The sequence below is a fragment of the Flavobacterium sp. WV_118_3 genome (genome assembly GCF_039778605.1).
Taxonomy (GTDB): Bacteria; Bacteroidota; Bacteroidia; order Flavobacteriales; family Flavobacteriaceae; genus Flavobacterium.
Genome location: NZ_CP156060.1, coordinates 1156962 through 1178625 on the forward strand (window position 1 = coordinate 1156962; position 21664 = coordinate 1178625).

Genomic DNA, 21664 nt, shown 5'->3' on the forward strand with positions numbered 1-21664 from the left:
TTAATTTACATTTTTCCACCATTGGGTGAAGGTTGTATTGGCATCGAGATTCATCTTTTCACCAATCATAGGCGTACAAAGACGTAAAGCCGGATTATCGTTTAAGGCTTCCAGACGGGAAATAGGTTCATCCCAGTTGTGATTGGCCAGCGAAAATTTACTCCAGTGAACCGGAATCAGCTTTTCGGTTTTCAAATCCTGTGCGACTTGCAGTACTTCTTCGGGCATTAAATGAATGTATTTCCAGTTTTTATCATATTGTCCGCATTCAATAATGGCCAAATCAAATGGACCGAATTTATCTCCGATTGCCTTGAAATGACTATCATATCCACCATCACCACCGATAAAAATTCTTTTGTCGGGTGTTTCCAATACAAACGACAACCATAACGATTTGTTTCGGGAAAGCCCTCTGCCGGAAAAATGACGTGCCGGTGTGGTATGTAATTTTGTATTATTGATCAACTCAATAGTTTCGTGCCAGTCTTTTTCGATAATACGGGATTTGTCATAACCCCAATATTCCAGATGTTCGCCTACGCCCAATCCACAGATTACGGTTTTAACCTTGCTTTTCAGATTTTTTACCGTTTCATAATCAAGGTGATCCCAGTGATCATGCGTGATGATCAGATAATCAATTTCCGGAATATCGGCTGTGGTATAACGATCGCTACCACCAAAACTTTTGGTCGTCATCCGGATAGGTGAGGCGGCACCGCTAAAAACCGGATCGATCAGGAATTTAATGCCATTGGTTTGCAGGAAATAAGAGGAATGTCCAAACCAGATAAAGACGTCTTCATTTGGAACGATTTTATGCAGGTCGGTTTTTACGGCCGGTAATTCGGTGGTTGGTTTTACCCGGGTGTTTTCTTTAAATATAAATTCCTTTAAAACCGAAAAATAATTGGCCCCTTCGGTTAGATCGGGTGTTTCACTGCTATTCTGAAACTGTCCGTCATGGAAGTTTGGTGATTTTTTAATGCGTTCCAATCGTTCGCCCGATGGAAGTTTTCCAAATTTGGGCTGTTGCATAAAGAAATAAACGCCAATGGTAAAGGATAGAAGTAAGATGCAAAGGGTTATCATAATTTTTCGTAAAAGCATGTTTTTTAAAATAGTTTAGATTGACTAATCACTCTATAGTATTTAAAAAAAGAATTAGTGAATCATAGTCCAAAGGGTTTCGTAGGAGTTATAGATCACTTCTTTTTTCTCTTCTGTAGTTAGTTTCGATTGTCGTAAATACTGTTGTATTCCGAAAACGTAATTGTTAACGATAGCAATCAGGTAATCGATCGGTTGTTTTTTGATATGATTTTGTTTCATAGCCTCTTCCAGTTCTTCACATCCTTTTTTGGATAACTTCTGGATTTCTTCATAATCCATTAGCGAAGCATATGGCGAAAAGTAAAATTGCTGAATAAAACGGAACTCATAATCGTTTTCCAACGACCATAACATCAGACCGACAAATTGTTTTTTAAAGTGTTCTTTATATTCGGTATGCTCGTCACGATAGCTTTCAATATGTTGGGCTACCCGTAACTTGATATCGATATAAAGTGCGATGATCAAATCTTCTTTAGTCTTATAATAATGGAATAAAGTACCGTTGGCCACACCGGCTTCTTTGGCAATCTTACTGGTTGCTGTTCCATGGAAACCGTAGTCTACAAATAGTTTTAAAGCAGTGGTAAGGATTTCTTTTTGTTTGTCCATAATTTAGATCGACTAATCAGTCGGTAAAAGTACTGTTTTTTATGTAGCGATTTAGTATTTGGCAAAAAATTAACTTTTTTAAAAATTGCGATATTAAAAAAAGCACCTTTATGGTGCTTCTGCTTGTTTTATGATGGACTAAAAAGAGACCGGAGTAACTTTTTGATTTTTTTGTGCCTGTTGTTCGGTAAAAATAAAGAAGACCGAAAGGAGCATGCACAACGGAATCGTGAACAATACATAATCGCTTTTTATTTTTTGAAACGCATTGATCAGTCCAAAGGGCAGCAGTATAATAAATAATTGAATCAGTATTAAGCTGATTGTCGCCAATAGGGAGTTGTCCGAATGTTGATTCTTTTTTTCACAACGCAGTTGCAGTTCGTAATAATCGGCCAGATGTCCCAATAAGGTCAAATGCTGGTTGTTGTCGATAATACCTTGGTCGAATAATTCTTTTATCCGATGCGATTGTAAAGCCATGAGCTGTTTGGCGCTGTTTTTTTGATTGCAGATATAGTCGATCTCATTTTGTGAAATCAAGGGCTCCAATTCGGTTTTTAGGCAAATGGTTTCGTTTTCTTGTTGTGAGTTCAGCTGATTCTGAAGTACAAGCAGCCATGCCTGATGTCTGTTTTTTAATTCCTGATAGATTTCTGCTTGTATTGCAAAGCTGTTTTGCAAAAAAGACGCCCACGTAGTACTTGTACGAATAATCGTATTCCAAAGCATATCGGTTTCGGAACGGTGTTTTTGAATTCGTATGTTTTTCAGACTAAAAACAATGAGTGATAACAAACCGATAATCGCAACGGGGATCCACTGTAATGTGATCCATTTTAATTCAAGATACTGGTATGAAAGTGTTTGAATGACAGCCCAGAAAATTAATAAGTAACCAATATTTTTAGGCCAAAATATAAACTTTTTACTAATTGTTTTATTTCTTTTTGTATACATAGCACTTGATTTTTAACAATAATAATTACATATTGTACTATTCCGGTAAATTGTTGGGGGGTTTCTTATAAAATTATACTTTTTTCTTGATTCTAAAATTTTATACCATTAAAAAAACAAACATATCGATAAAGTGTCGTGTTTTACCGATGAAATGCATTTTTTAATGTATATATAATGAAAGAATAATCATTAAATAAGGTTGCTTTAATATAAGGAGTAACATTATAACGAGAGCAGATGCTAGCGAAAATCCTGTTTTTAGGACATATTGGATACGGTAAACGACTTGATGTTGCGATTTAACTTTTTGTTTAAATGAAATCGTTAACTTTATAGGAGCTAAAAAACGAATAACTATGAAATTAATCAGAAGAGCCAGTGCCAACTGGAAAGGAACTGGTATGGAAGGTAAAGGATCTGTATCGACGCAAAGTACAACATTAAACAATGCTAATTTGTCGTTTAAAACCCGATTTGAAGACGGGGTGGGAACCAATCCCGAAGAATTGATTGGTGCGGCACATGCCGGTTGTTTTTCAATGAAGTTAAGTTTTGTATTAAACGAAGCCGGATTTACAGCCGATACTATCGACACGAACGCCAAAGTAGTTTTCGAAGATGGGAAAATCACTCAGGTGCAATTGGATTTAAAAGCATCGGTACCGGGAATATCGGAAGAAGCGTTCCAAAAAGCCGCTTTGGATGCCAAAGAAAACTGTCCGATTTCACAATTGCTAAAAGCCGAAATCGTTTTAGCAGCTGCCTTGGTATAATCCATTCCGATGAAAGCATAAAAAAACTACGGTCACAACCGTAGTTTTTTTATGCTCAACTGTGGCACACCAGTACCCCTGATGGGGTTCCAAAACGGGTCAGCTGTTTATAATTCGATTATGGTTTATTTAGTTTCGATTAGCTTTTCCAGCCGCGCCATCATTTCATCCTTTTCCTTCAGCATACGCTCGTATAGCGCAATCTTCTCTTCGTGAAGCTGGACTAATTTGTCGATAGGATGGAAGGTACAATTCTGGTTGCCTTGATAGCCAATTGAACCATTATCAAATGTATTAGCAATTATATTTACAGCTTGTTCTTCGTCAAGATTTTCGATGGCTTCTACTGGTATTTTGAATATTTCAGCTACCTGTGTTAGTAAGTTCGTTTCGATAGTTTCCCGTTGTTCCATTAAAGAAACTCTTTTTTGGCTCCAATCTTCGCCTAAGGCTATAGCCAGTGCTTCTTGTTTGATGCCCAGCATTTCGCGAAAACGTTTGATGTTTCTTCCCTGGTGTATTTTTTTGTCTGGCGTATCGAAATGTGACATATTACGGATTTTTAAAAATTGTCGGTATAAATATAAGTAAAAATATGGTTCTATAACAGAACCTGAAAAAGGAATAGGATAATTATTGGAGTACTGAAATAGTCAACTTTACAGGAAGAACTTTATGTTTATAAAACGCCCGATTATGAAAAATTCAACACCAAGCCGCAACCGCAACAAACAAAAAAAACTCCCGGTACGCCGGGTTTCGCTATACGGAAAAGCCTTTCCACGCGCCTACAGTCGGTATGTATATTATCCCGAAATCCGATTGGCCGGAAAATGGCTTCAAGAGGCCGGGTTTAAAACGACAATGAAAGTAAAAATAAGCTGCGAATATCGGAAACTGATTATAACGGTAGATACCCGAAAAGACCCTTCGCTTTATCGCTAGTCGACCTAAAAATAGCGTTGCATACACATCTGTAGATTACCCGCAGACACCTGACAGGTTAGGTGTGCTGAATCGTGAAAAGGAGTAATAGAAATAAAAAAATGCCTTAATATACTTTTTATATCAGGCATTTTTTATTGTTTTTTTATTTTGTGGTTTATATCAAAACCCATGTATTTACAAGGTTTCCAAAGAGGTTGGAATTGTATTTGATAAATCTACAAAAATTTGAAAGGAATTCACAACACTTTGGCTCACCTTAAAAGAAGGTGTTTTGTTGGAATTGTATTTGATAAATCTACAAAAATTTGAAAGGAATTCACAACTAACAAGCGAAAATGCTCCAGAATCCGTTAGTTGGAATTGTATTTGATAAATCTACAAAAATTTGAAAGGAATTCACAACTGGTGATAGTCCATAGTTTAATAATCAAAAGTTGGAATTGTATTTGATAAATCTACAAAAATTTGAAAGGAATTCACAACCATTAGAAGTTCATTTTGTCTCTTATTGATGTTGGAATTGTATTTGATAAATCTACAAAAATTTGAAAGGAATTCACAACGATAAATACTACCATTTAATAGCTAATAAAGTTGGAATTGTATTTGATAAATCTACAAAAATTTGAAAGGAATTCACAACTTCAGAAGCTCCAAGTGTCCAGTCAAATCTGTTGGAATTGTATTTGATAAATCTACAAAAATTTGAAAGGAATTCACAACATTGGATTCGACGATCTTTATTAAGTCTAGGTTGGAATTGTATTTGATAAATCTACAAAAATTTGAAAGGAATTCACAACTAGTTACTTAGCTTTGATTACACAGCAAATGTTGGAATTGTATTTGATAAATCTACAAAAATTTGAAAGGAATTCACAACAGAAGTTCGTAATGATAGATAATGAGGTAGGTTGGAATTGTATTTGATAAATCTACAAAAATTTGAAAGGAATTCACAACGGATAGGGCTAAAGAAGCCGGAGGAGCCGGGTTGGAATTGTATTTGATAAATCTACAAAAATTTGAAAGGAATTCACAACTACTCCTTGCTCACAAGCACCGGTAACTGTGTTGGAATTGTATTTGATAAATCTACAAAAATTTGAAAGGAATTCACAACGGATATGAATTGTTTAAGGATTTTGATTCTGTTGGAATTGTATTTGATAAATCTACAAAAATTTGAAAGGAATTCACAACATCTATCTGTTGGCGAAAAACAACAAATATGTTGGAATTGTATTTGATAAATCTACAAAAATTTGAAAGGAATTCACAACAGCATTAAACACCTTATATAGTTCGACCAAGTTGGAATTGTATTTGATAAATCTACAAAAATTTGAAAGGAAGTATCAAAGGTTTAAGGTTGTAATTGATATAAATAAAAAAGCCCCGAAGATAGTCGAGGCGCTAAATGTTTTCACAACGGAATAATCCTTATTGTGAATTCCTTTCAAATACAAATTAAATACTTTTTATCAAATAAACATTATGTATAACCGTAAAATTTGAAAGAATTATTTTCTTAATTTTCAAATCAAAAGCATCTTTTATGGAAAAACATATAATAGGATTAGATTTAGGAACCAATTCTGTTGGTTGGAGTTTAATACAACAACATTTTGATAATAAATATGGTCGTATTCTCGGAATGGGTACGCGTATTATACCCATGTCACAAGATATAATTAGTGATTTTGGAAAAGGAAAGTCGATTTCTCAAACAGCAGAACGAACAGCCTATCGCTCTACAAGAACAGTAAGAGAACGGCATCTTTTAAGAAGAGAACGTTTGCATCGGGTTTTACATCTTTTAGGCTTTTTACCGAAACATTATGATGAGCAAATTGATTTCAGAAAACGTTTCGGAAAGTTTATTAGTGGTTGTGAACCTAAATTGGTATATAATCAAAATGAGTTTTTATTTAAAGATTCCTTCCTTGAAATGCTGGCAGATTTTAAACAACATCAGCCCGAATTTTTAAAAGATAAAAAAGGAAACGATTGTTTAATTCCTTACGATTGGACTATTTATTTTTTAAGAAAGAAAGCATTAACACAAAAAATAGCAAGAGAAGAACTGGCTTGGATTTTATTAAACTTTAACCAAAAGCGTGGGTATTATCAGCTTCGAGGGGAAGAAGAAGAAGAAAATTCAAATAAATCGATCGTCTTTCATTCTTTACGGGTGGTAGATGTTGTAGCCGATGAAGAAAAAAATAAAAAAGGAGAAACCTGGTATACTCTTAATCTGGAAAATGGCTGGACATATCGACGATCGAGTAAAACGGAATTGTACGAGTGGAAAGATAAAGTTCGCGATTTTATTGTTACAACAGATCTTAATGATGATGGAACTGAAAAACGAGATAAAGACGGAAATGTAAAACGCAGTTTCCGGGCACCAGGTTCCGACGATTGGACCTTGATGAAAAAAAAGACAGAGCAAGATATTGAGCAATCTGCTAAAACTGTTGGAGAATTTATATATGATCATTTACTATTAAATCCGAAACAAAAAATCAAAGGAAAATTAGTTCGTACTATCGAACGAAAGTTCTATAAAGAGGAACTGGAGAAGATTTTAAAAAACCAACAAATATTCCATACAGAATTACAAGATACTTTTTTATTAGAAAATTGTATAGAGGAATTGTACCGTCATAATAAAACACAGCAACAACAACTTTTATCAAAAGACTTTGTGCATTTGTTTGTAAAGGATATTATTTTTTATCAGCGACCATTACGCAGTCAGAAATCCAATATTAGTAATTGTAGTTTAGAATTTAGAACGACTAAAAACGAAAAAGGTGAAAGTATAGTACGACCGTTAAAAGTTATCGCAAAATCAAATCCTTATTACCAGGAATTCAGACTTTTACAATGGATTCATAATCTAGCCATTTATCGAAAGGAAGATGATGCAAATGTATCGGACGATTTTTTTAAAACTATAGAAAACAAGGATGAGCTGTTCGATTTTCTAAACCATAAAAAAGAAATTGAACAAAAGGTTTTGATTCGATTTCTGTTGGAGAAGAAAGGTTTTAAAGGCAGAGCATTAACAACCGAAATAGAAAAATACCGTTGGAATTATGTGATGGATAAAAAATATCCATGTAACGAGACAAAAGCAATGTTGTATTCTTGCTTGAGTAAAGTTGATAATGTACCGGCTGATTTTTTAAGTTTCCATCAGGAATTGAATTTATGGCATCTTATTTATTCAGTAACCGATAAAGAAGAATACAACAAAGCATTAAAAACATTTGCTCGCAAACATCAATTAAACGAAGAATCATTTTTTGAAGCTTTCCGGAAGTTTCCACCATTTAAAAGTGATTACGGTAGTTTTTCTCAAAAAGCAATTTTAAAATTACTTCCGTTAATGCGTTTTGGGAAAAATTGGGGTTGGAATCAAATTAATATAAAATCCCAAGATCGTATCGCTAAAATTATCACAGGAGAATATGATGAAGAAATAACAGATCGGGTTCGTGAAAAAGCGCAACACTTAACAACGGAAACGGACTTTCAGCAATTACCGCTTTGGCTGGCACAATATGTAGTATACGGACGTCATTCTGAAGCAACTAATACCGATAAATGGTACTCTGTAAAAGACCTGGAAAACTATATCGCCTCTTTTAAACAACATTCTTTACGTAATCCTATTGTGGAGCAAGTTGTTTTGGAAACATTACGGGTAGTTCGTGATATTTGGATACAATATGGTAAAGGAGCTAAAGATTTCTTTAATGAAATTCATATAGAATTGGGACGTGATCTGAAAAATACTGCCGAAGAACGGGAGCGCATCACGACTATGGTTACCGAAAATGAGAATACGAATCTACGCATTAAAGCGTTATTGGCTGAAATGGCTTTGGATAAAGCCGTTGAAAATGCTCGGCCGTATTCTCCTTCACAACAGGAAATCCTACGGATTTATGAAGATGGCGTTTTAAATTCCGGTATGGATATAGAAGAAGATATTTTAAAAATAAGTAAAGCAGCACAACCTTCCAGTAGCGATTTAAAGCGATATAAGCTCTGGCTGGAACAAAAATATCGTTCTCCTTATACCGGACAAATTATTCCGTTAAACAAATTATTTACGCCGGAATATGAGATAGAACATATCATTCCGCAAAGCATCTATTTTGACGATAGTTTTAGTAACAAAATTATTTGTGAGGCAGCTGTTAATAAGCTTAAAGATAATACTATCGGACTGGCGTTTATTAAAAAATTCCATGGACAGATTGTGGATTGTGGAATGGGAAAACAAGTGAAAATATTCGAAGTGTCAGGCTACGAGGAATTTGTAAACCAAAATTATGCTAAAAACAAAGCGAAACGAAACAAATTGCTAATGGAAGATATACCGGAAAAAATGATAGAACGTCAGCTAAATGATACACGTTATATCAGTAAATATATTTCCGGAATTCTGTCAAATATTGTTCGTTCAGAATCTAACGATGACGGTGTTAATTCTAAAAACCTGATTTCTGGAAATGGTAAAATTACAACAGCTTTAAAACAGGATTGGGGATTAAATGATATTTGGAATGATTTGATTTTACCACGATTTGAACGGATGAATGAACTAACCAATTCATCCGATTTTACATCATGGAATGAAAATTATCAGAAGTATTTGCCAACCGTTCCGATTAACTTGTCAAAAAGTTTTTCTAAAAAAAGAATTGACCATAGCCACCACGCGTTGGATGCTTTAATTATTGCCTGTGCAACAAGAGACCATATAAACTTTATGAATAACGAGCATGCGTTAAAGAATGGAAAAACAAAAGAGGAGAAGCAGAAATTTAGATTTGATTTACGAGCCAAACTGTGTGATAAAAAATATAATAATGATTCGACCGAAAACTATCAATGGGTATTTAAAAAACCATGGGAGACTTTTACAACCGATAGTAAAAATGAATTGGAAAAAATGGTGGTAAGTTTTAAACAAAATCTTAGGGTCATCAATAAAGCCACCAATTATTATGAAAAATGGGTAGATAAAAACGGAGTAAAGGTAAAAGAAATAGTGAAGCAGGAAGATATTAATTGGGCAATCCGAAAACCATTGCATAGAGAAACCGTTTCCGGGAAAATAAGTTTAGATCGTATAAAAGTAGGGAATGGGAAAATTTTAACAGCTACACGAAAATCGTTGGATACCTCTTTTAATGAAAACAGTATAAAAACAATAACGGATACTGGAATTCAAAAAATATTGAGTAACTATCTTAAGAGTAAAAACAACAATCCAGAGATTGCCTTTTCACCTGAAGGAATCGAGGAAATGAATCAAAATATACGGGATTATAATGATGGTAGATTACATCAACCTATTTTAAAAGTAAGGGTATTCGAACAAGGAAGTAAGTTTCAATTAGGAGAAACGGGGAATAGAACAAAGAAATATGTAGAAGCCGCAAAAGGAACCAATTTGTTTTTTGCGGTTTACGAGGATAAAAGTGGTAAAAGAAATTATGAGACTATCGCCTTAAATCTGGTTATTGAGAGACAAAAACAAGGATTATCTTCTGCTCCTGAAGTAAATGAAAAAGGACACCGACTTCTATTTGTACTATCTCCTAATGATTTGGTGTATGTTCCTATGGAGGAAGAAGATATTTCCGGAATTGAGTTTAATAATCTGGATAGAGAACAAGCGAGTAGAATATATAAAATGGTAAGTAGTACTGGTAGTAAATGTCATTTTATTCATTCAAGAGTTGCTACGTTAATTAAAAACTATGATTCCGAAAGCAAGATCGGTGAGTTTGGTAGTTTAAATAAATTGGAAATAACAATGGATAATTCTGTTCGTATAAAAGAAAAGTGCATCAAATTGAAAGTAGATCGATTAGGGAATATTTCTAAAGCTTAAGTAATGTTAAAACGTACTATTTATATCGGAAATCCTTCTTATCTAAAAGTAAAGGACAATCAGTTATACATAGAAGATCCATTGTTAAAAGAGGTTAAAGGAATTGTCCCGATTGAAGATATAGGTTTTTTGATTATGGATCATCCACAAATCACTCTTTCTAATCCTCTAATAGTGATGATGCAACAGCATAACGTGGCAATCATTAGTTGTGACGAGTCACATTTACCTTTAGGATTAATGCTGCCAATAAGTGGACATGTAGAACATTCGGAACGATTAAAGCATCAAATAGGTATTTCTGAACCTTTACGAAAACAACTTTGGAAACAGACGGTCGAATCTAAAATCTTCCAACAGAAAGAGCTTTTGAGAAAACTGAAGTTGCCACATGATATATTAAGTAAATATATGAATGATGTAAAATCTGGGGATAGCACAAATATGGAAGGAATAGCAGCACAGTATTATTGGAGTCATTTATTCGACAATTTTTTGCGGGAAAGAAAAGGAGAGGCTCCAAACAACTTTTTAAATTTCGGATATGCAATTTTAAGAAGTATGGTAGCCCGTGCTTTGGTTTGTAGTGGTTTACACCCTACAATAGGGATTTTTCATCGAAATAAGTATAATGCTTATTGTTTGGCTGATGATATAATGGAGCCTTATCGACCCTATGTAGATGAAATGGTTTGGGAATGGATGAATACTCCCTTGGCGACACATGAATTGGATAAAAATGCAAAAGCTCATTTATTGCAGTTGGCAACAAGGGATGTTAGTATAAGTGGTTTACAACGACCGCTAATGACGGCGTTGAGTATTACTACTAGTTCGTTGTGTAAGTGTTTTATGGGTACAAGTAGGATGATTCATTATCCAGTTTTTAAATGAGTTTTAGTCGTTTTAATGCTTATCGGATTATGTGGGTTCTGGTATTTTTTGATTTACCGACAGAGACAAAAAAGCAGCGAAGTGTTGCAACTAAATTTCGTAAAGCATTATTGGATGATGGGTTTACGATGTTTCAGTTTTCTATTTATTTACGACATTGTCCGAGTAAAGAGAATGCAGAAGTACATATCAAAAGGGTCAAAAAGAGTTTGCCTAGTGAAGGGAAAGTAGGTATTTTATCCATAACAGATAAACAGTTTGAACAAATGGAATTATTTTTTGCCAAAAAAGAAACCGAATTACCTACTATTCCTCAACAATTGGAATTGTTTTAACAGGAATAAAAAAATGCCTTAATATACTTTTATATCAGGCATTTTTTTAATTTTTTTGTTTTGTAGTTTATCCCAAAACTCTTGTAAAATCAAGAGTTTTGATGAGGTTGTAATTGTACTCGATAAAACTACAAAAATTTGAAAGGAATTCACAACGGTTAGCTATAGTATCGGATAGATACAACAGTTGTAATTGTACTCGATAAAACTACAAAAATTTGAAAGGAATTCACAACTATGAAACGCCAATCTTCTCAGCCAGTTGTGTTGTAATTGTACTCGATAAAACTACAAAAATTTGAAAGGAATTCACAACGTTGATCCGTTCATTCAAACAACAAGTTATGTTGTAATTGTACTCGATAAAACTACAAAAATTTGAAAGGAATTCACAACCATATTCAAGTTCTTGTTTGTCGAATTTTTGTTGTAATTGTACTCGATAAAACTACAAAAATTTGAAAGGAATTCACAACGAGCCGAAATAATCATCCCTTTCGAATCTGGTTGTAATTGTACTCGATAAAACTACAAAAATTTGAAAGGAATTCACAACGCGTAGTCTTTCGATATATCCATCAAGATTGTTGTAATTGTACTCGATAAAACTACAAAAATTTGAAAGGAATTCACAACAGTTCAAAAGCCATAATAAAATCGGACAAAGTTGTAATTGTACTCGATAAAACTACAAAAATTTGAAAGGAATTCACAACTGCGACATTGAAGCCATGTTCAATCTTAAGGTTGTAATTGTACTCGATAAAACTACAAAAATTTGAAAGGAATTCACAACGTGCGACCGCTGCGATACCTGGCGTGCGCGGTTGTAATTGTACTCGATAAAACTACAAAAATTTGAAAGGAATTCACAACCTTCGGCTTGTTTACGCGCTTTTTCTTCCGGTTGTAATTGTACTCGATAAAACTACAAAAATTTGAAAGGAATTCACAACGGCAAAAAACTAGCGCTCAAATTATAGCTGGTTGTAATTGTACTCGATAAAACTACAAAAATTTGAAAGGAATTCACAACTACTGCAAGCGTATGCGCAACACTGCACGCGTTGTAATTGTACTCGATAAAACTACAAAAATTTGAAAGGAATTCACAACTGATTGAACATCCAGAATGTGGAAAAACACGTTGTAATTGTACTCGATAAAACTACAAAAATTTGAAAGGAATTCACAACAATCTCTGGCAATTGTTTTAATTTGTCATAGTTGTAATTGTACTCGATAAAACTACAAAAATTTGAAAGGAATTCACAACCTGTCGGGGTTTCTGTGTTTAATTCTCCGTGTTGTAATTGTACTCGATAAAACTACAAAAATTTGAAAGGAATTCACAACAGCCACATTAAAACCATGTTCAATCTTAAGGTTGTAATTGTACTCGATAAAACTACAAAAATTTGAAAGGAATTCACAACTATCTTAGCTGCTATAATTCCGACCGGACTGTTGTAATTGTACTCGATAAAACTACAAAAATTTGAAAGGAATTCACAACTCACCTCATTGTTAGCAAACATTAAAGGCAGTTGTAATTGTACTCGATAAAACTACAAAAATTTGAAAGGAATTCACAACAGTTTAGGAATTGATTGTGAAGCAGGAAATGTTGTAATTGTACTCGATAAAACTACAAAAATTTGAAAGGAATTCACAACCAGGCACTACCGGGACACTTGACGAATCAGGTTGTAATTGTACTCGATAAAACTACAAAAATTTGAAAGGAATTCACAACGAATTGCAACAACGTTTAGGCAGTCTTGCTGTTGTAATTGTACTCGATAAAACTACAAAAATTTGAAAGGAATTCACAACCCTAGCCGCTGAACAGATGGGCTGGGAAAAGTTGTAATTGTACTCGATAAAACTACAAAAATTTGAAAGGAATTCACAACGACACGATTGCCAAACAAAAGAAAATTGAAGTTGTAATTGTACTCGATAAAACTACAAAAATTTGAAAGGAATTCACAACAAAAATCAGGGTACTGCATATAATCTAAGAGTTGTAATTGTACTCGATAAAACTACAAAAATTTGAAAGGAATTCATTGCCTTAATAATTGATAGTTTCTACTTTAAGTGTTTTTTATTTTTACCCACAAAAAAGAAATTTTACTACATTCGTAATTGAAACAATACACTTTGATAGGAGTAGAAGAGTCTATTATATTCAAAACCAAACCACCAAAAAACACTATAAAAAATGGAACAAAAAGAACCAGGAGCCTTAACCAATGAAGAACTAGTACAGGAAATAAAAAAAATGAAAACCACCCGAATTTACGATGCCGGGATTATTGGTGTTTTAATAGGAGTAGCTTTTTATGGTACCGTTAAAGGGGGATTTGGGATATTTACCTTTATTCCGCTTGTCTATATCCCTATTGCGACAAAGAACACCAAAAAATACAATGCGTTAAAAGAACAGCTAAAAGAGAGAGGTTTATCATAAAGACATCTGATCGTGTGGAATCCGTGCTAAGTCTAAAAAAATATTAGCTTAAAAAACAAAACTACAACTGTAAAAATTGTAGCTTTCCTAATAGTGCAGATTTAGAATCTGGATAAAACCATAATTAATACAGATTGCCAATCCGTGCGAGTGGTTTTCTGGTCTATTTTAAATGTTTTACGTATTTTGGTTGTATATAAATTAGCGATAACCCAATGAATACAGATTATTTCGATATATCACAGAATCCAATAAAACTCTTTTTAGATACGGTAGACTCTGTATTAAATAGTAACACATTTCTTTTAAAGTTTGAATTAAAAACGGAAAATATGAATTTAGATTTTTCTAATTTCATTCATTCGGAATCTTTTATTAATCAAATTTCAGATCAGGACAAAGAAAGAGAATGGTTTAATATGCATGATTTTGATTACAAAACCAAAATGTACAAATTGCGAAAAGGAAATATTCTTAAAGATAAATTTGAATTAGAAATTAAAGAAATCGAGGAGGCAAAAAATGAATATCTCATTGGAATGCTAACCGGTGATACTACAAAGGGAAGATTTAATAGTTTTTATTCAAAGCAAATCGAAAAAGAGAAAGCTAAAGCTATTGTGGACAATCTTATTTCTTATCTTTCTTTATATGCTAATTGGAAATTATTTTTTGTTGAACCAAACTTTTTGAAAGATGCTGTTGAAAACAATTATAGGAATAAAGTACTTCACTATTTTGGAGGAGATTATGCTAATGACACAGCAACAATAATTTTAACAAAGGGTAATGGCTATCTATTATTAACAAATGGAATTGATTAAAAAGGGTAAGCACTAATCAGAACCCGATTGCGCGGATTTGTAATCCGTGCGCATATAAATAAAAAAACTACGACATTTGTTGCCGTAGTTTTTTTATTTTAGAGATAGAGCTTATTCTGCCTCAACCATCGTATGGTATACGTTCATTACATCGTCGTCTTCCTCGATTTTTTCCAATAGCTTTTCCACATCCGCTACCTGATCGGCAGTAAGGGTTTTGGTTACTTGCGGAATACGGTCAAAACCGGACGAAAGGATCTCGATATTGCGGTTTTCCAATTCTTTCTGGATCGCTCCAAAACTTTCGAATGGCGCATACATCATGATACCGTCTTCATCGGCAAAGATTTCTTCCACACCAAAATCGATCATTTCCAATTCCAGTTCCTCTACATCCTGACCTTCGGCCGGGATTCGGAAATTACAAGTATGATCAAACATAAATTCAACCGAACCTTGTGTGCCCAGTGTACCGTTACATTTGTTAAAATAGCTACGGATATTGGCTACGGTACGGTTGTTATTGTCGGTAGCTGTTTCGATTAAAATCGCGATTCCGTGTGGCGCGTATCCTTCAAATAAAACTTCCTTATAGTTGGCAGTATCTTTATCGGATGCCTTTTTAATCGCACGTTCTACGTTATCTTTTGGCATGTTGGCCGCTTTGGCGTTTTGCATCACCGCACGCAAACGGGAGTTAGTCTCCGGGTTTGGTCCGCCTTCTTTAACCGCCATTACGATATCTTTCCCAATTCTGGTAAACGTTTTGGCCATTGCCGACCAACGTTTCATTTTTCTTGCTTTTCTAAATTCAAACGCTCTTCCCATAAGAGTTAATTGTATTTTGTTTATAGTTTTGTAAAAACAGCCTGCAAAAATAAAATTATTACAGCACTTTAACAAAAAAAGAGACTTTTTTAAAGTCCCTTTTCGTGTGATTATTTTTTGTAAAATGGTAATTTAACCACTTTTGCAGCTACATCATTTTTTCGGATTCGGATCGCAATTTCGCTGTCAACTGCCGAAAAAGCAGTCGGTACATAGCCTAAACCAATACCTTTGTTTAGCGATGGCGACATGGTTCCGGAGGTTACAATTCCGATTACATTGCCGTCTTTGTCTACGATTTCATAATCGTGACGTGGAATACCTCTTTCGGTTAATTCGAATGCCACTAATTTTCGGGTAACACCAGCTTCTTTTTGTGCTTTCAGGTTTGCGGAATTCACAAACTCTTTGTCGAATTTAGTGATCCAACCCAATCCGGCTTCTAATGGGGAAGTCGTATCGTTGATGTCGTTTCCGTATAAGCAGAATCCCATTTCCAGACGTAAGGTGTCACGGGCAGCCAATCCGATTGGTTTGATTCCAAATGCCGCTCCGGCTGCGAATACGTTGTTCCAGATGGTTTCGGCATCTTCATTTTTAAAATAGATCTCAAATCCGCCTGATCCGGTATAACCCGTAGCCGAAATGATTACGTCTTTTACACCGGCAAATTCGCCCATTTGAAATGAATAATACGGCATGCTTGCCAAATCAATTGCCGTTAACGATTGCATCGCTTCGGCTGCTTTTGGCCCCTGGATGGCTAATAATGAATAGGAATCAGATGCATTTTCCATCGTCACACCCAAATCGTTGTGTTGTGAAATCCAGTTCCAGTCTTTTTCAATGTTGGATGCATTTACAACCAACAGGTAGTTGTTATCGGCAATTTTATAAATAATAAGATCGTCCACAATACCGCCTTCGTTGTTGGGAAGACATGAATATTGTGCTTTTCCATCCACTAATTTAGAAGCGTCGTTCGACGTTACTTTTTGGATCAAAGCCAGGGCATTTTCGCCACGAAGGAAAAACTCACCCATATGGGACACATCAAAAACACCTACGCCGTTACGAACCGTTTCATGCTCAATGTTAACTCCTTCGTACTGAACAGGCATGTTATATCCTGCAAACGGAACCATTTTAGCTCCCAAACTTTCGTGAACGTGCGTTAATGCTGTATTTTTCATTTTGTGCTGTATATTTATTTTAGGCCGCTAATGTATTGATTTTTTACGGAGTGGCAAAGTGTTTTAGTGTCTGAGATAATCTTTCAACGCTTCGTAATTCCGAATCGGAATACTTTGTTTCGGTTTGTCCATCATTTGCTGAAGGGATTCCGGAATGAGTATGCCGTGGTTTAAATACGATTGAACGGTGTCCAGAAATTTTACCGGGTGGGCTGTTTCGAGAAATAATCCGGTTATATCGGGATTATGAGCTATTTTTTTTTGCAATCCGAGGTAGCCAACCGCACCATGTGGATCCATACTATACCGTACTTTTTGGAAAACGGATTCCATAGCGATTCGTGTTTCGGTATCACTAAACGTATAGGACGAGAAGTCTTTTTTTAGTTGATTCAGATCATGAGCATACAATTCCTGTATACGGATAAAATTACTCGGATCGCTCACATCCATCGCATTCGAAACGGTACTGATAGTCGCTTTGGGTTGGTAAATCCCATTATCCAGATAGCGCGGAACGGTGTCGTTGGCATTGGTGGCGGCAATAAAATGGGCGATCGGTAAGCCGAGTTTTTTGGCCAGCATTCCGGCACCGATGTTACCAAAGTTACCACTCGGACAGGATACATAGAGCGGTTTTCCGGTTTTCTGGAGGATTTTATAGGCAAAGAAAAAATAACACATTTGCGGTAGCCAACGTGCTACGTTGATCGAATTGGCCGAGGTTAGGTTTTTGGTTTTCAGATCACTATCCTGAAATGCTTTTTTAACCATCGCCTGGCAATCGTCAAACGAACCCTGAACTTCCAGCGCGCGGATGTTTTGTCCTAAAGTGGTTAATTGGGCTTCCTGTATAGCACTGACTTTTCCTTTGGGATAGAGTACGACCACATCGACATTTTTTATGCCCAGAAAACCATTGGCTACGGCGCCACCGGTATCACCCGAAGTAGCGACAAGAACAGTTGTTTTTCGGTCGTTTTCCCGATTAAAATAGGCGAGACAACGCGACATAAAACGGGCGCCAACATCTTTAAAAGCGAGTGTCGGCCCGTGGAAAAGTTCCAGAGTATAGATGTCTTGTTCTATCGGAACCACAGGAAAGTCAAACGAGAAGGTTTCGTTGATTATCTGTTGTAATTCCTTTTCCGGAATGGCATCCCCAATAAAAGGCGCCAGAACCGTATAGGCAATACTCGGCTTGTCCATTGTATGTAATGACTCAAAAAAAGAGGCGGGTAGTGGTGTTATTGGTTCCGGGAAATACAAACCGCCATCGGGGGCAATACTCTGTAAAACGGCTTCCCGAAACCCGACGCGGTGTTGTTTGTTCGTAAGACTATAATAGTTCATAATACTGTTTTTAACCGTTAATTAATTGTACTCCCCGGGTTGCAACCGGCGATACGTAAACTTCAAAGGGTATTCCGGTTTCGGTATATTTTTGTTCCAATGCAAAAGCTACTTTATGAGCTGTTTCAAGACCTTTATTTAAAGTGAAAACAGAAGGTCCTGATCCGGAGATTCCGACGCCTAAAGTGCCGTTTTTGAGTGCCGTTTCTTTTATCATGTCGAAGCCGGGAATATAGCCTGCCCGTAAAGGTTCAACGATCCGATCGTGTAGCGAACGGTGTATCAGTTCGTAATCGCTGGTATACAAACCGGCAATTAATCCGCCCAGGTTTCCCGATTGGGCAATGGCTTTTTGTAGCGGAATTTCGGGTGGTAATACGGCACGCATTTCGGATGTTTTTAATTCGATCTGCGGATGAATAACGGTGGCATATAATTCGGACGGTACCGGTAAAGCGACCACATCCAATGGTTCATAACTGCGAATAAGCGTAAAACCACCCAAAAGTGCCGGAGCAACATTATCGGCATGTTCGCAACCACTGGCCACAGCTTCTCCTTTCATGGCAAATGGAATAAGTGCTGTTACGCTCAGCGGATTACCCAATAGCGCATTAATTCCAAAAACGGCTCCGGCAGCACTGGCGGCGGAACTGCCAATGCCACTTCCAGCCTTGATTTTTTTATGAATTACGATATCAAAACCACAATCGGGTTGTAGGGCTTCCAATAAAGCCATAGCAGCCACTCCGGCTACGTTTTGTGCGGCTTCCAATGGTAAGTCGGCTCCGGTTATCCGGGTTATTCGGATGCCTTTTTGGGTGGTTTCTGTCACAATCATTTCATCTCCAATAGTGTCGAGACATAAGCCCAAGACATCGAATCCGCAGGATACATTGGCAATGGTTGCCGGGCAAAACAGGCGTATAGTTTTCATATCCATTCGCTTTAAAGGTTTCCAATTCGTATCACATCGGCAAAAACTCCCGATGCGGTTACAGCGGCTCCGGCTCCGGCACCTTTAATCTGTAAGGGTTGTTCGGCATAGCGATCGGTATAAAACAAAACAATGTTGTCTTTGCCTTCCAAATGATAAAACGGATGCTCTTTGTTGATATATTGCAGCCCTACGCTGGCTTTTCCGTTTTCAAATCGGGCGACATATTTTAAACGACAGGATTGCTGCTCGGCTTGGTTATATAACGCTTCAAAATGCGGGGCATGCTGTTGTAATGATTCGAAAAATGCAGCTGTAGATTCGGCTTGTATAACAGGATCCGGTAAAAAAGAATCGTTTGCAATTGCGTCGATTTCCATCGGATAACCGCTTTCCCGAATCAGAATCAGGATTTTCCGCATCACATCGATACCACTCAGATCGAGCTTCGGATTGGGTTCGGTGTACCCTTCCTGTTGTGCCTGAAGGACAATATCATGAAAGCTTTTACCGGATTTAAAGTTATTAAAGATAAAGTTTAAACTACCCGATAAAACCGCTTGAATATGATGTACTTTGTCACCCGATGCAATTAGGTTTTTTAAAGTATCGATAATAGGCAATCCCGCACCGACATTGGTTTCGAACAGGAAAGGCGCATTGTATTTTTTGGATAGCTTTTTTAATTGCTCGTATTCGGAATATTCCGAGGAACAGGCAATTTTATTACAGGTAACCACAGCGACGTTTTGCGCGAGGAATCGTTTGTAAAGTGATGCTATTTTTTCGGAAGCGGTATTGTCGATAAAAATACTGTTCGGAAGATTTAATGCTTCAATCCGGTTTATAAAGTGTTCCGGGTTGCTGTCTTCGCCCGATTCCAGTGCGGCTTTCCAGTTGTCGAGCGCAATACCATCTACATCAAAATGCAGTTTACGGGAATTGGAAATCCCAACAACACGGAGGTTTAATTTCAGGTTATCCCGTAAATAATCCGCTTGCTGGTGCAGTTGTTCGAGTAATTTTCCGCCTACATTGCCCACGCCACAAATAAAGAGATGCAACTGTTTGATATCATCTTCAAAAAAACATTCGTGCAGTACATTCAGTGCTTTGACAACATCTTTTTTATCGATAACAGCCGAAATATTGCGTTCGGAAGCACCTTGTGCAATGGCGCGTACATTGACGTTGTTCTTTCCCAATGTGCTAAACATTTTACCACTCAGTCCCTGGTGATTTTTCATGTTTTCGCCAACCAATGCGATAATACTAAGCTCTTTTTCCAGAAGAACCGGTTTGATTTTTTGCAATCGGATTTCGTATCGGAAAGCCATATCAATAGCTTTCTTGGCACGTTGGGCATGTTCTTCCGCTATTCCGATACAAATGGAATGCTCTGAGGATGCCTGAGTAATGAATACAATATTAATTCCTTCGCGGGCAACGGCTCCGAAAAGTTTTTCGGATATTCCGGCCACGCCTATCAGCCCCGATCCTTCCAGTGTTAGCAGGGCGATATTTTCGATATGACTAATTCCTTTCACGGATTCGTTGTTGGAGGCGCAATTGGGGGCAATATGGGTTCCCGGGGCTTCCGGATTAAAAGTATTTTTGATAAAAACCGGAATGTTCTTGTTGAGTACTGGTTGTAAAGTTGGCGCATAGAGAACCTTGGCCCCAAAATGTGACAATTCCATCGCCTCTTTATAGCTGATTTCGGCAATGGCACGGGCTTGCTTTACGAGTTTTGGATTGGCAGTGAACATTCCGCTTACGTCAGTCCATATTTGTAACTCGCTGGCATCGAGTGAAGCCGTAATGACAGCAGCAGTATAATCGGAGCCACCACGACCAAGCGTTGTAGTATGCCCATTATGGGACTCGGCTATAAAACCGGGAAGTATGGTGCTATTGGCCTGGTTTTTATCGAAATAATACTGGATGGCATAATTGCTGGTTTCGAAATCAACTGTGGCGTTTCCAAATTGTTCGTTGGTTTTGATCAGTTCCCGACTGTCGCAATAGGCAACTTTGCCGGCATCGGATTGTAATTTTGCAAAGAGGATTCGGGAGGCAAATAATTCTCCGTAAGACAGGATGGTATCGTTCGTTTTTGCGGATAGTTCGCCTAATAAAAAGCATCCGTCTAATAAGGAAGTAATAGTTACAAAACCGGATTCGATATAGGATTGCAGTTCACCATTATCCTGATCCGGGAGTAGCTTTTGCACGACTTCATAATGTCTTTTTTGAAGTTCGTTTAGAATGTTTTTATAGCGAAGGTCACGGTTTTTAGCCTGATTAATGGCTTCCGATAACGAGTCGGTAACACCGCCCATAGCCGATACGACCACTACTTTTTTCCCGGATATATTTTGTATTACTGCGATAGCCTGTTTGATATTCTGTTCGTTCGCGACAGAAGTACCTCCAAATTTTAATACTTTCATAGTACTATATGTTATTGCCTGAAACTGTTTGCAGTGAAA

16 protein-coding genes are annotated in these 21664 nt (G+C 36.6%); 7 read left to right on the forward strand and 9 right to left on the reverse strand.

Going from position 1 to position 21664, the window contains the following annotated elements; translation table 11 throughout:
- The 3 genes from ABFU83_RS05355 to ABFU83_RS05365 all read right to left on the reverse strand — a co-directional run bounded on the left by ABFU83_RS05355 (nucleotide 1) and on the right by ABFU83_RS05365 (nucleotide 2688).
- Nucleotides 1–1113, reverse strand: coding sequence for an MBL fold metallo-hydrolase (locus ABFU83_RS05355; RefSeq protein ID WP_347069461.1), 1113 nt, complete (start codon nucleotides 1111–1113; stop codon nucleotides 1–3).
- A 54-nt stretch (nucleotides 1114–1167) separates the two neighbouring features.
- On the reverse strand, nucleotides 1168–1728 hold the full coding sequence (locus ABFU83_RS05360) for a TetR/AcrR family transcriptional regulator (RefSeq protein ID WP_347069462.1): 561 nt from the start codon (nucleotides 1726–1728) through the stop codon (nucleotides 1168–1170).
- 138 nt (nucleotides 1729–1866) lie between these two features.
- Nucleotides 1867–2688 carry a hypothetical protein gene (locus ABFU83_RS05365; protein ID WP_347069464.1) on the reverse strand — a complete coding sequence of 274 codons (822 nt, stop codon included), beginning with the start codon at nucleotides 2686–2688 and terminating at the stop codon, nucleotides 1867–1869.
- A gap of 359 nt (nucleotides 2689–3047) precedes the next feature.
- Between ABFU83_RS05365 and ABFU83_RS05370 the strand changes: the two genes are divergently transcribed.
- Entirely contained in the window at nucleotides 3048–3464 is a 417-nt protein-coding gene (locus ABFU83_RS05370; protein ID WP_347069465.1) for an OsmC family protein, read from the forward strand.
- A 125-nt stretch (nucleotides 3465–3589) separates the two neighbouring features.
- Here the strand turns inward: ABFU83_RS05370 and ABFU83_RS05375 are convergent, their stop codons facing one another.
- Nucleotides 3590–4015, reverse strand: a complete 426-nt coding sequence (locus ABFU83_RS05375) for a helix-turn-helix transcriptional regulator (RefSeq protein WP_347069467.1) — start codon at nucleotides 4013–4015, stop codon at nucleotides 3590–3592.
- Nucleotides 4016–4160: 145 nt separating this feature from the next.
- On the opposite strand from ABFU83_RS05375, the gene ABFU83_RS05380 reads away from it, so the two are divergent.
- From ABFU83_RS05380 to ABFU83_RS05405, 6 genes are all read left to right on the forward strand, one after another.
- Nucleotides 4161–4409, forward strand: coding sequence for a SymE family type I addiction module toxin (locus ABFU83_RS05380; protein ID WP_347069468.1), 249 nt, complete (start codon nucleotides 4161–4163; stop codon nucleotides 4407–4409).
- 1561 nt (nucleotides 4410–5970) lie between these two features.
- The gene (gene cas9, locus ABFU83_RS05385) at nucleotides 5971–10332 is read left to right on the forward strand and encodes a type II CRISPR RNA-guided endonuclease Cas9 (RefSeq protein ID WP_347069469.1); all 4362 of its coding nucleotides are present in this window, start codon (nucleotides 5971–5973) and stop codon (nucleotides 10330–10332) included.
- A 3-nt stretch (nucleotides 10333–10335) separates the two neighbouring features.
- The gene (cas1, locus tag ABFU83_RS05390) at nucleotides 10336–11226 is read left to right on the forward strand and encodes a type II CRISPR-associated endonuclease Cas1 (protein WP_347069471.1); all 891 of its coding nucleotides are present in this window, start codon (nucleotides 10336–10338) and stop codon (nucleotides 11224–11226) included.
- Nucleotides 11223–11561 carry a CRISPR-associated endonuclease Cas2 gene (cas2, locus tag ABFU83_RS05395; RefSeq protein WP_347069473.1) on the forward strand — a complete coding sequence of 113 codons (339 nt, stop codon included), beginning with the start codon at nucleotides 11223–11225 and terminating at the stop codon, nucleotides 11559–11561. The genes cas1 and cas2 overlap by 4 nt, the downstream gene beginning before the upstream one ends.
- Nucleotides 11562–13788: 2227 nt before the next feature.
- Complete coding sequence (locus ABFU83_RS05400; RefSeq protein ID WP_347069475.1) at nucleotides 13789–14037, forward strand: hypothetical protein; 249 nt, start codon at nucleotides 13789–13791, stop codon at nucleotides 14035–14037.
- 215 nt (nucleotides 14038–14252) lie between these two features.
- A complete protein-coding gene (locus tag ABFU83_RS05405) occupies nucleotides 14253–14861 on the forward strand; it encodes a hypothetical protein (RefSeq protein ID WP_347069477.1) in 609 nt (202 codons plus the stop codon).
- Between the two features lie 111 nt (nucleotides 14862–14972).
- On the opposite strand, the gene ABFU83_RS05410 is transcribed toward ABFU83_RS05405, so the two are convergent.
- The 5 genes from ABFU83_RS05410 to thrA form a co-directional block, all read right to left on the reverse strand.
- Nucleotides 14973–15689, reverse strand: a complete 717-nt coding sequence (locus ABFU83_RS05410) for a YebC/PmpR family DNA-binding transcriptional regulator (RefSeq protein WP_136401735.1) — start codon at nucleotides 15687–15689, stop codon at nucleotides 14973–14975.
- Between the two features lie 110 nt (nucleotides 15690–15799).
- A complete protein-coding gene (gcvT, locus tag ABFU83_RS05415; RefSeq protein WP_347069479.1) occupies nucleotides 15800–16882 on the reverse strand; it encodes a glycine cleavage system aminomethyltransferase GcvT in 1083 nt (360 codons plus the stop codon).
- Nucleotides 16883–16945: 63 nt separating this feature from the next.
- The gene (gene thrC / locus ABFU83_RS05420; RefSeq protein ID WP_347069481.1) at nucleotides 16946–18235 is read right to left on the reverse strand and encodes a threonine synthase; all 1290 of its coding nucleotides are present in this window, start codon (nucleotides 18233–18235) and stop codon (nucleotides 16946–16948) included.
- Nucleotides 18236–18245: 10 nt separating this feature from the next.
- Entirely contained in the window at nucleotides 18246–19172 is a 927-nt protein-coding gene (locus ABFU83_RS05425) for a homoserine kinase (protein ID WP_347069482.1), read from the reverse strand.
- An 11-nt stretch (nucleotides 19173–19183) separates the two neighbouring features.
- Complete coding sequence (gene thrA, locus ABFU83_RS05430) at nucleotides 19184–21625, reverse strand: bifunctional aspartate kinase/homoserine dehydrogenase I (protein WP_347069483.1); 2442 nt, start codon at nucleotides 21623–21625, stop codon at nucleotides 19184–19186.
- Between the last annotated feature and the right edge of the window lie 39 nt (nucleotides 21626–21664).

What these genes read in the sequence shown, in the direction of transcription:
- thrC (WP_347069481.1), bottom strand. Translation starts at nt 18,235, where the DNA reads ATGAACTATTATAGTCTTACGAACAAACAACACCGCGTCGGGTTTCGG.
- ABFU83_RS05425 (WP_347069482.1), bottom strand. Translation starts at nt 19,172, where the DNA reads ATGAAAACTATACGCCTGTTTTGCCCGGCAACCATTGCCAATGTATCC.
- ABFU83_RS05380 (WP_347069468.1), top strand. Translation starts at nt 4,161, where the DNA reads ATGAAAAATTCAACACCAAGCCGCAACCGCAACAAACAAAAAAAACTC.
- cas9 (WP_347069469.1), top strand. Translation starts at nt 5,971, where the DNA reads ATGGAAAAACATATAATAGGATTAGATTTAGGAACCAATTCTGTTGGT.
- thrA (WP_347069483.1), bottom strand. Translation starts at nt 21,625, where the DNA reads ATGAAAGTATTAAAATTTGGAGGTACTTCTGTCGCGAACGAACAGAAT.
- ABFU83_RS05400 (WP_347069475.1), top strand. Translation starts at nt 13,789, where the DNA reads ATGGAACAAAAAGAACCAGGAGCCTTAACCAATGAAGAACTAGTACAG.
- ABFU83_RS05405 (WP_347069477.1), top strand. Translation starts at nt 14,253, where the DNA reads ATGAATACAGATTATTTCGATATATCACAGAATCCAATAAAACTCTTT.
- cas1 (WP_347069471.1), top strand. Translation starts at nt 10,336, where the DNA reads ATGTTAAAACGTACTATTTATATCGGAAATCCTTCTTATCTAAAAGTA.
- gcvT (WP_347069479.1), bottom strand. Translation starts at nt 16,882, where the DNA reads ATGAAAAATACAGCATTAACGCACGTTCACGAAAGTTTGGGAGCTAAA.
- ABFU83_RS05360 (WP_347069462.1), bottom strand. Translation starts at nt 1,728, where the DNA reads ATGGACAAACAAAAAGAAATCCTTACCACTGCTTTAAAACTATTTGTA.
- cas2 (WP_347069473.1), top strand. Translation starts at nt 11,223, where the DNA reads ATGAGTTTTAGTCGTTTTAATGCTTATCGGATTATGTGGGTTCTGGTA.
- ABFU83_RS05365 (WP_347069464.1), bottom strand. Translation starts at nt 2,688, where the DNA reads ATGTATACAAAAAGAAATAAAACAATTAGTAAAAAGTTTATATTTTGG.
- ABFU83_RS05410 (WP_136401735.1), bottom strand. Translation starts at nt 15,689, where the DNA reads ATGGGAAGAGCGTTTGAATTTAGAAAAGCAAGAAAAATGAAACGTTGG.
- ABFU83_RS05375 (WP_347069467.1), bottom strand. Translation starts at nt 4,015, where the DNA reads ATGTCACATTTCGATACGCCAGACAAAAAAATACACCAGGGAAGAAAC.
- ABFU83_RS05370 (WP_347069465.1), top strand. Translation starts at nt 3,048, where the DNA reads ATGAAATTAATCAGAAGAGCCAGTGCCAACTGGAAAGGAACTGGTATG.
- ABFU83_RS05355 (WP_347069461.1), bottom strand. Translation starts at nt 1,113, where the DNA reads ATGCTTTTACGAAAAATTATGATAACCCTTTGCATCTTACTTCTATCC.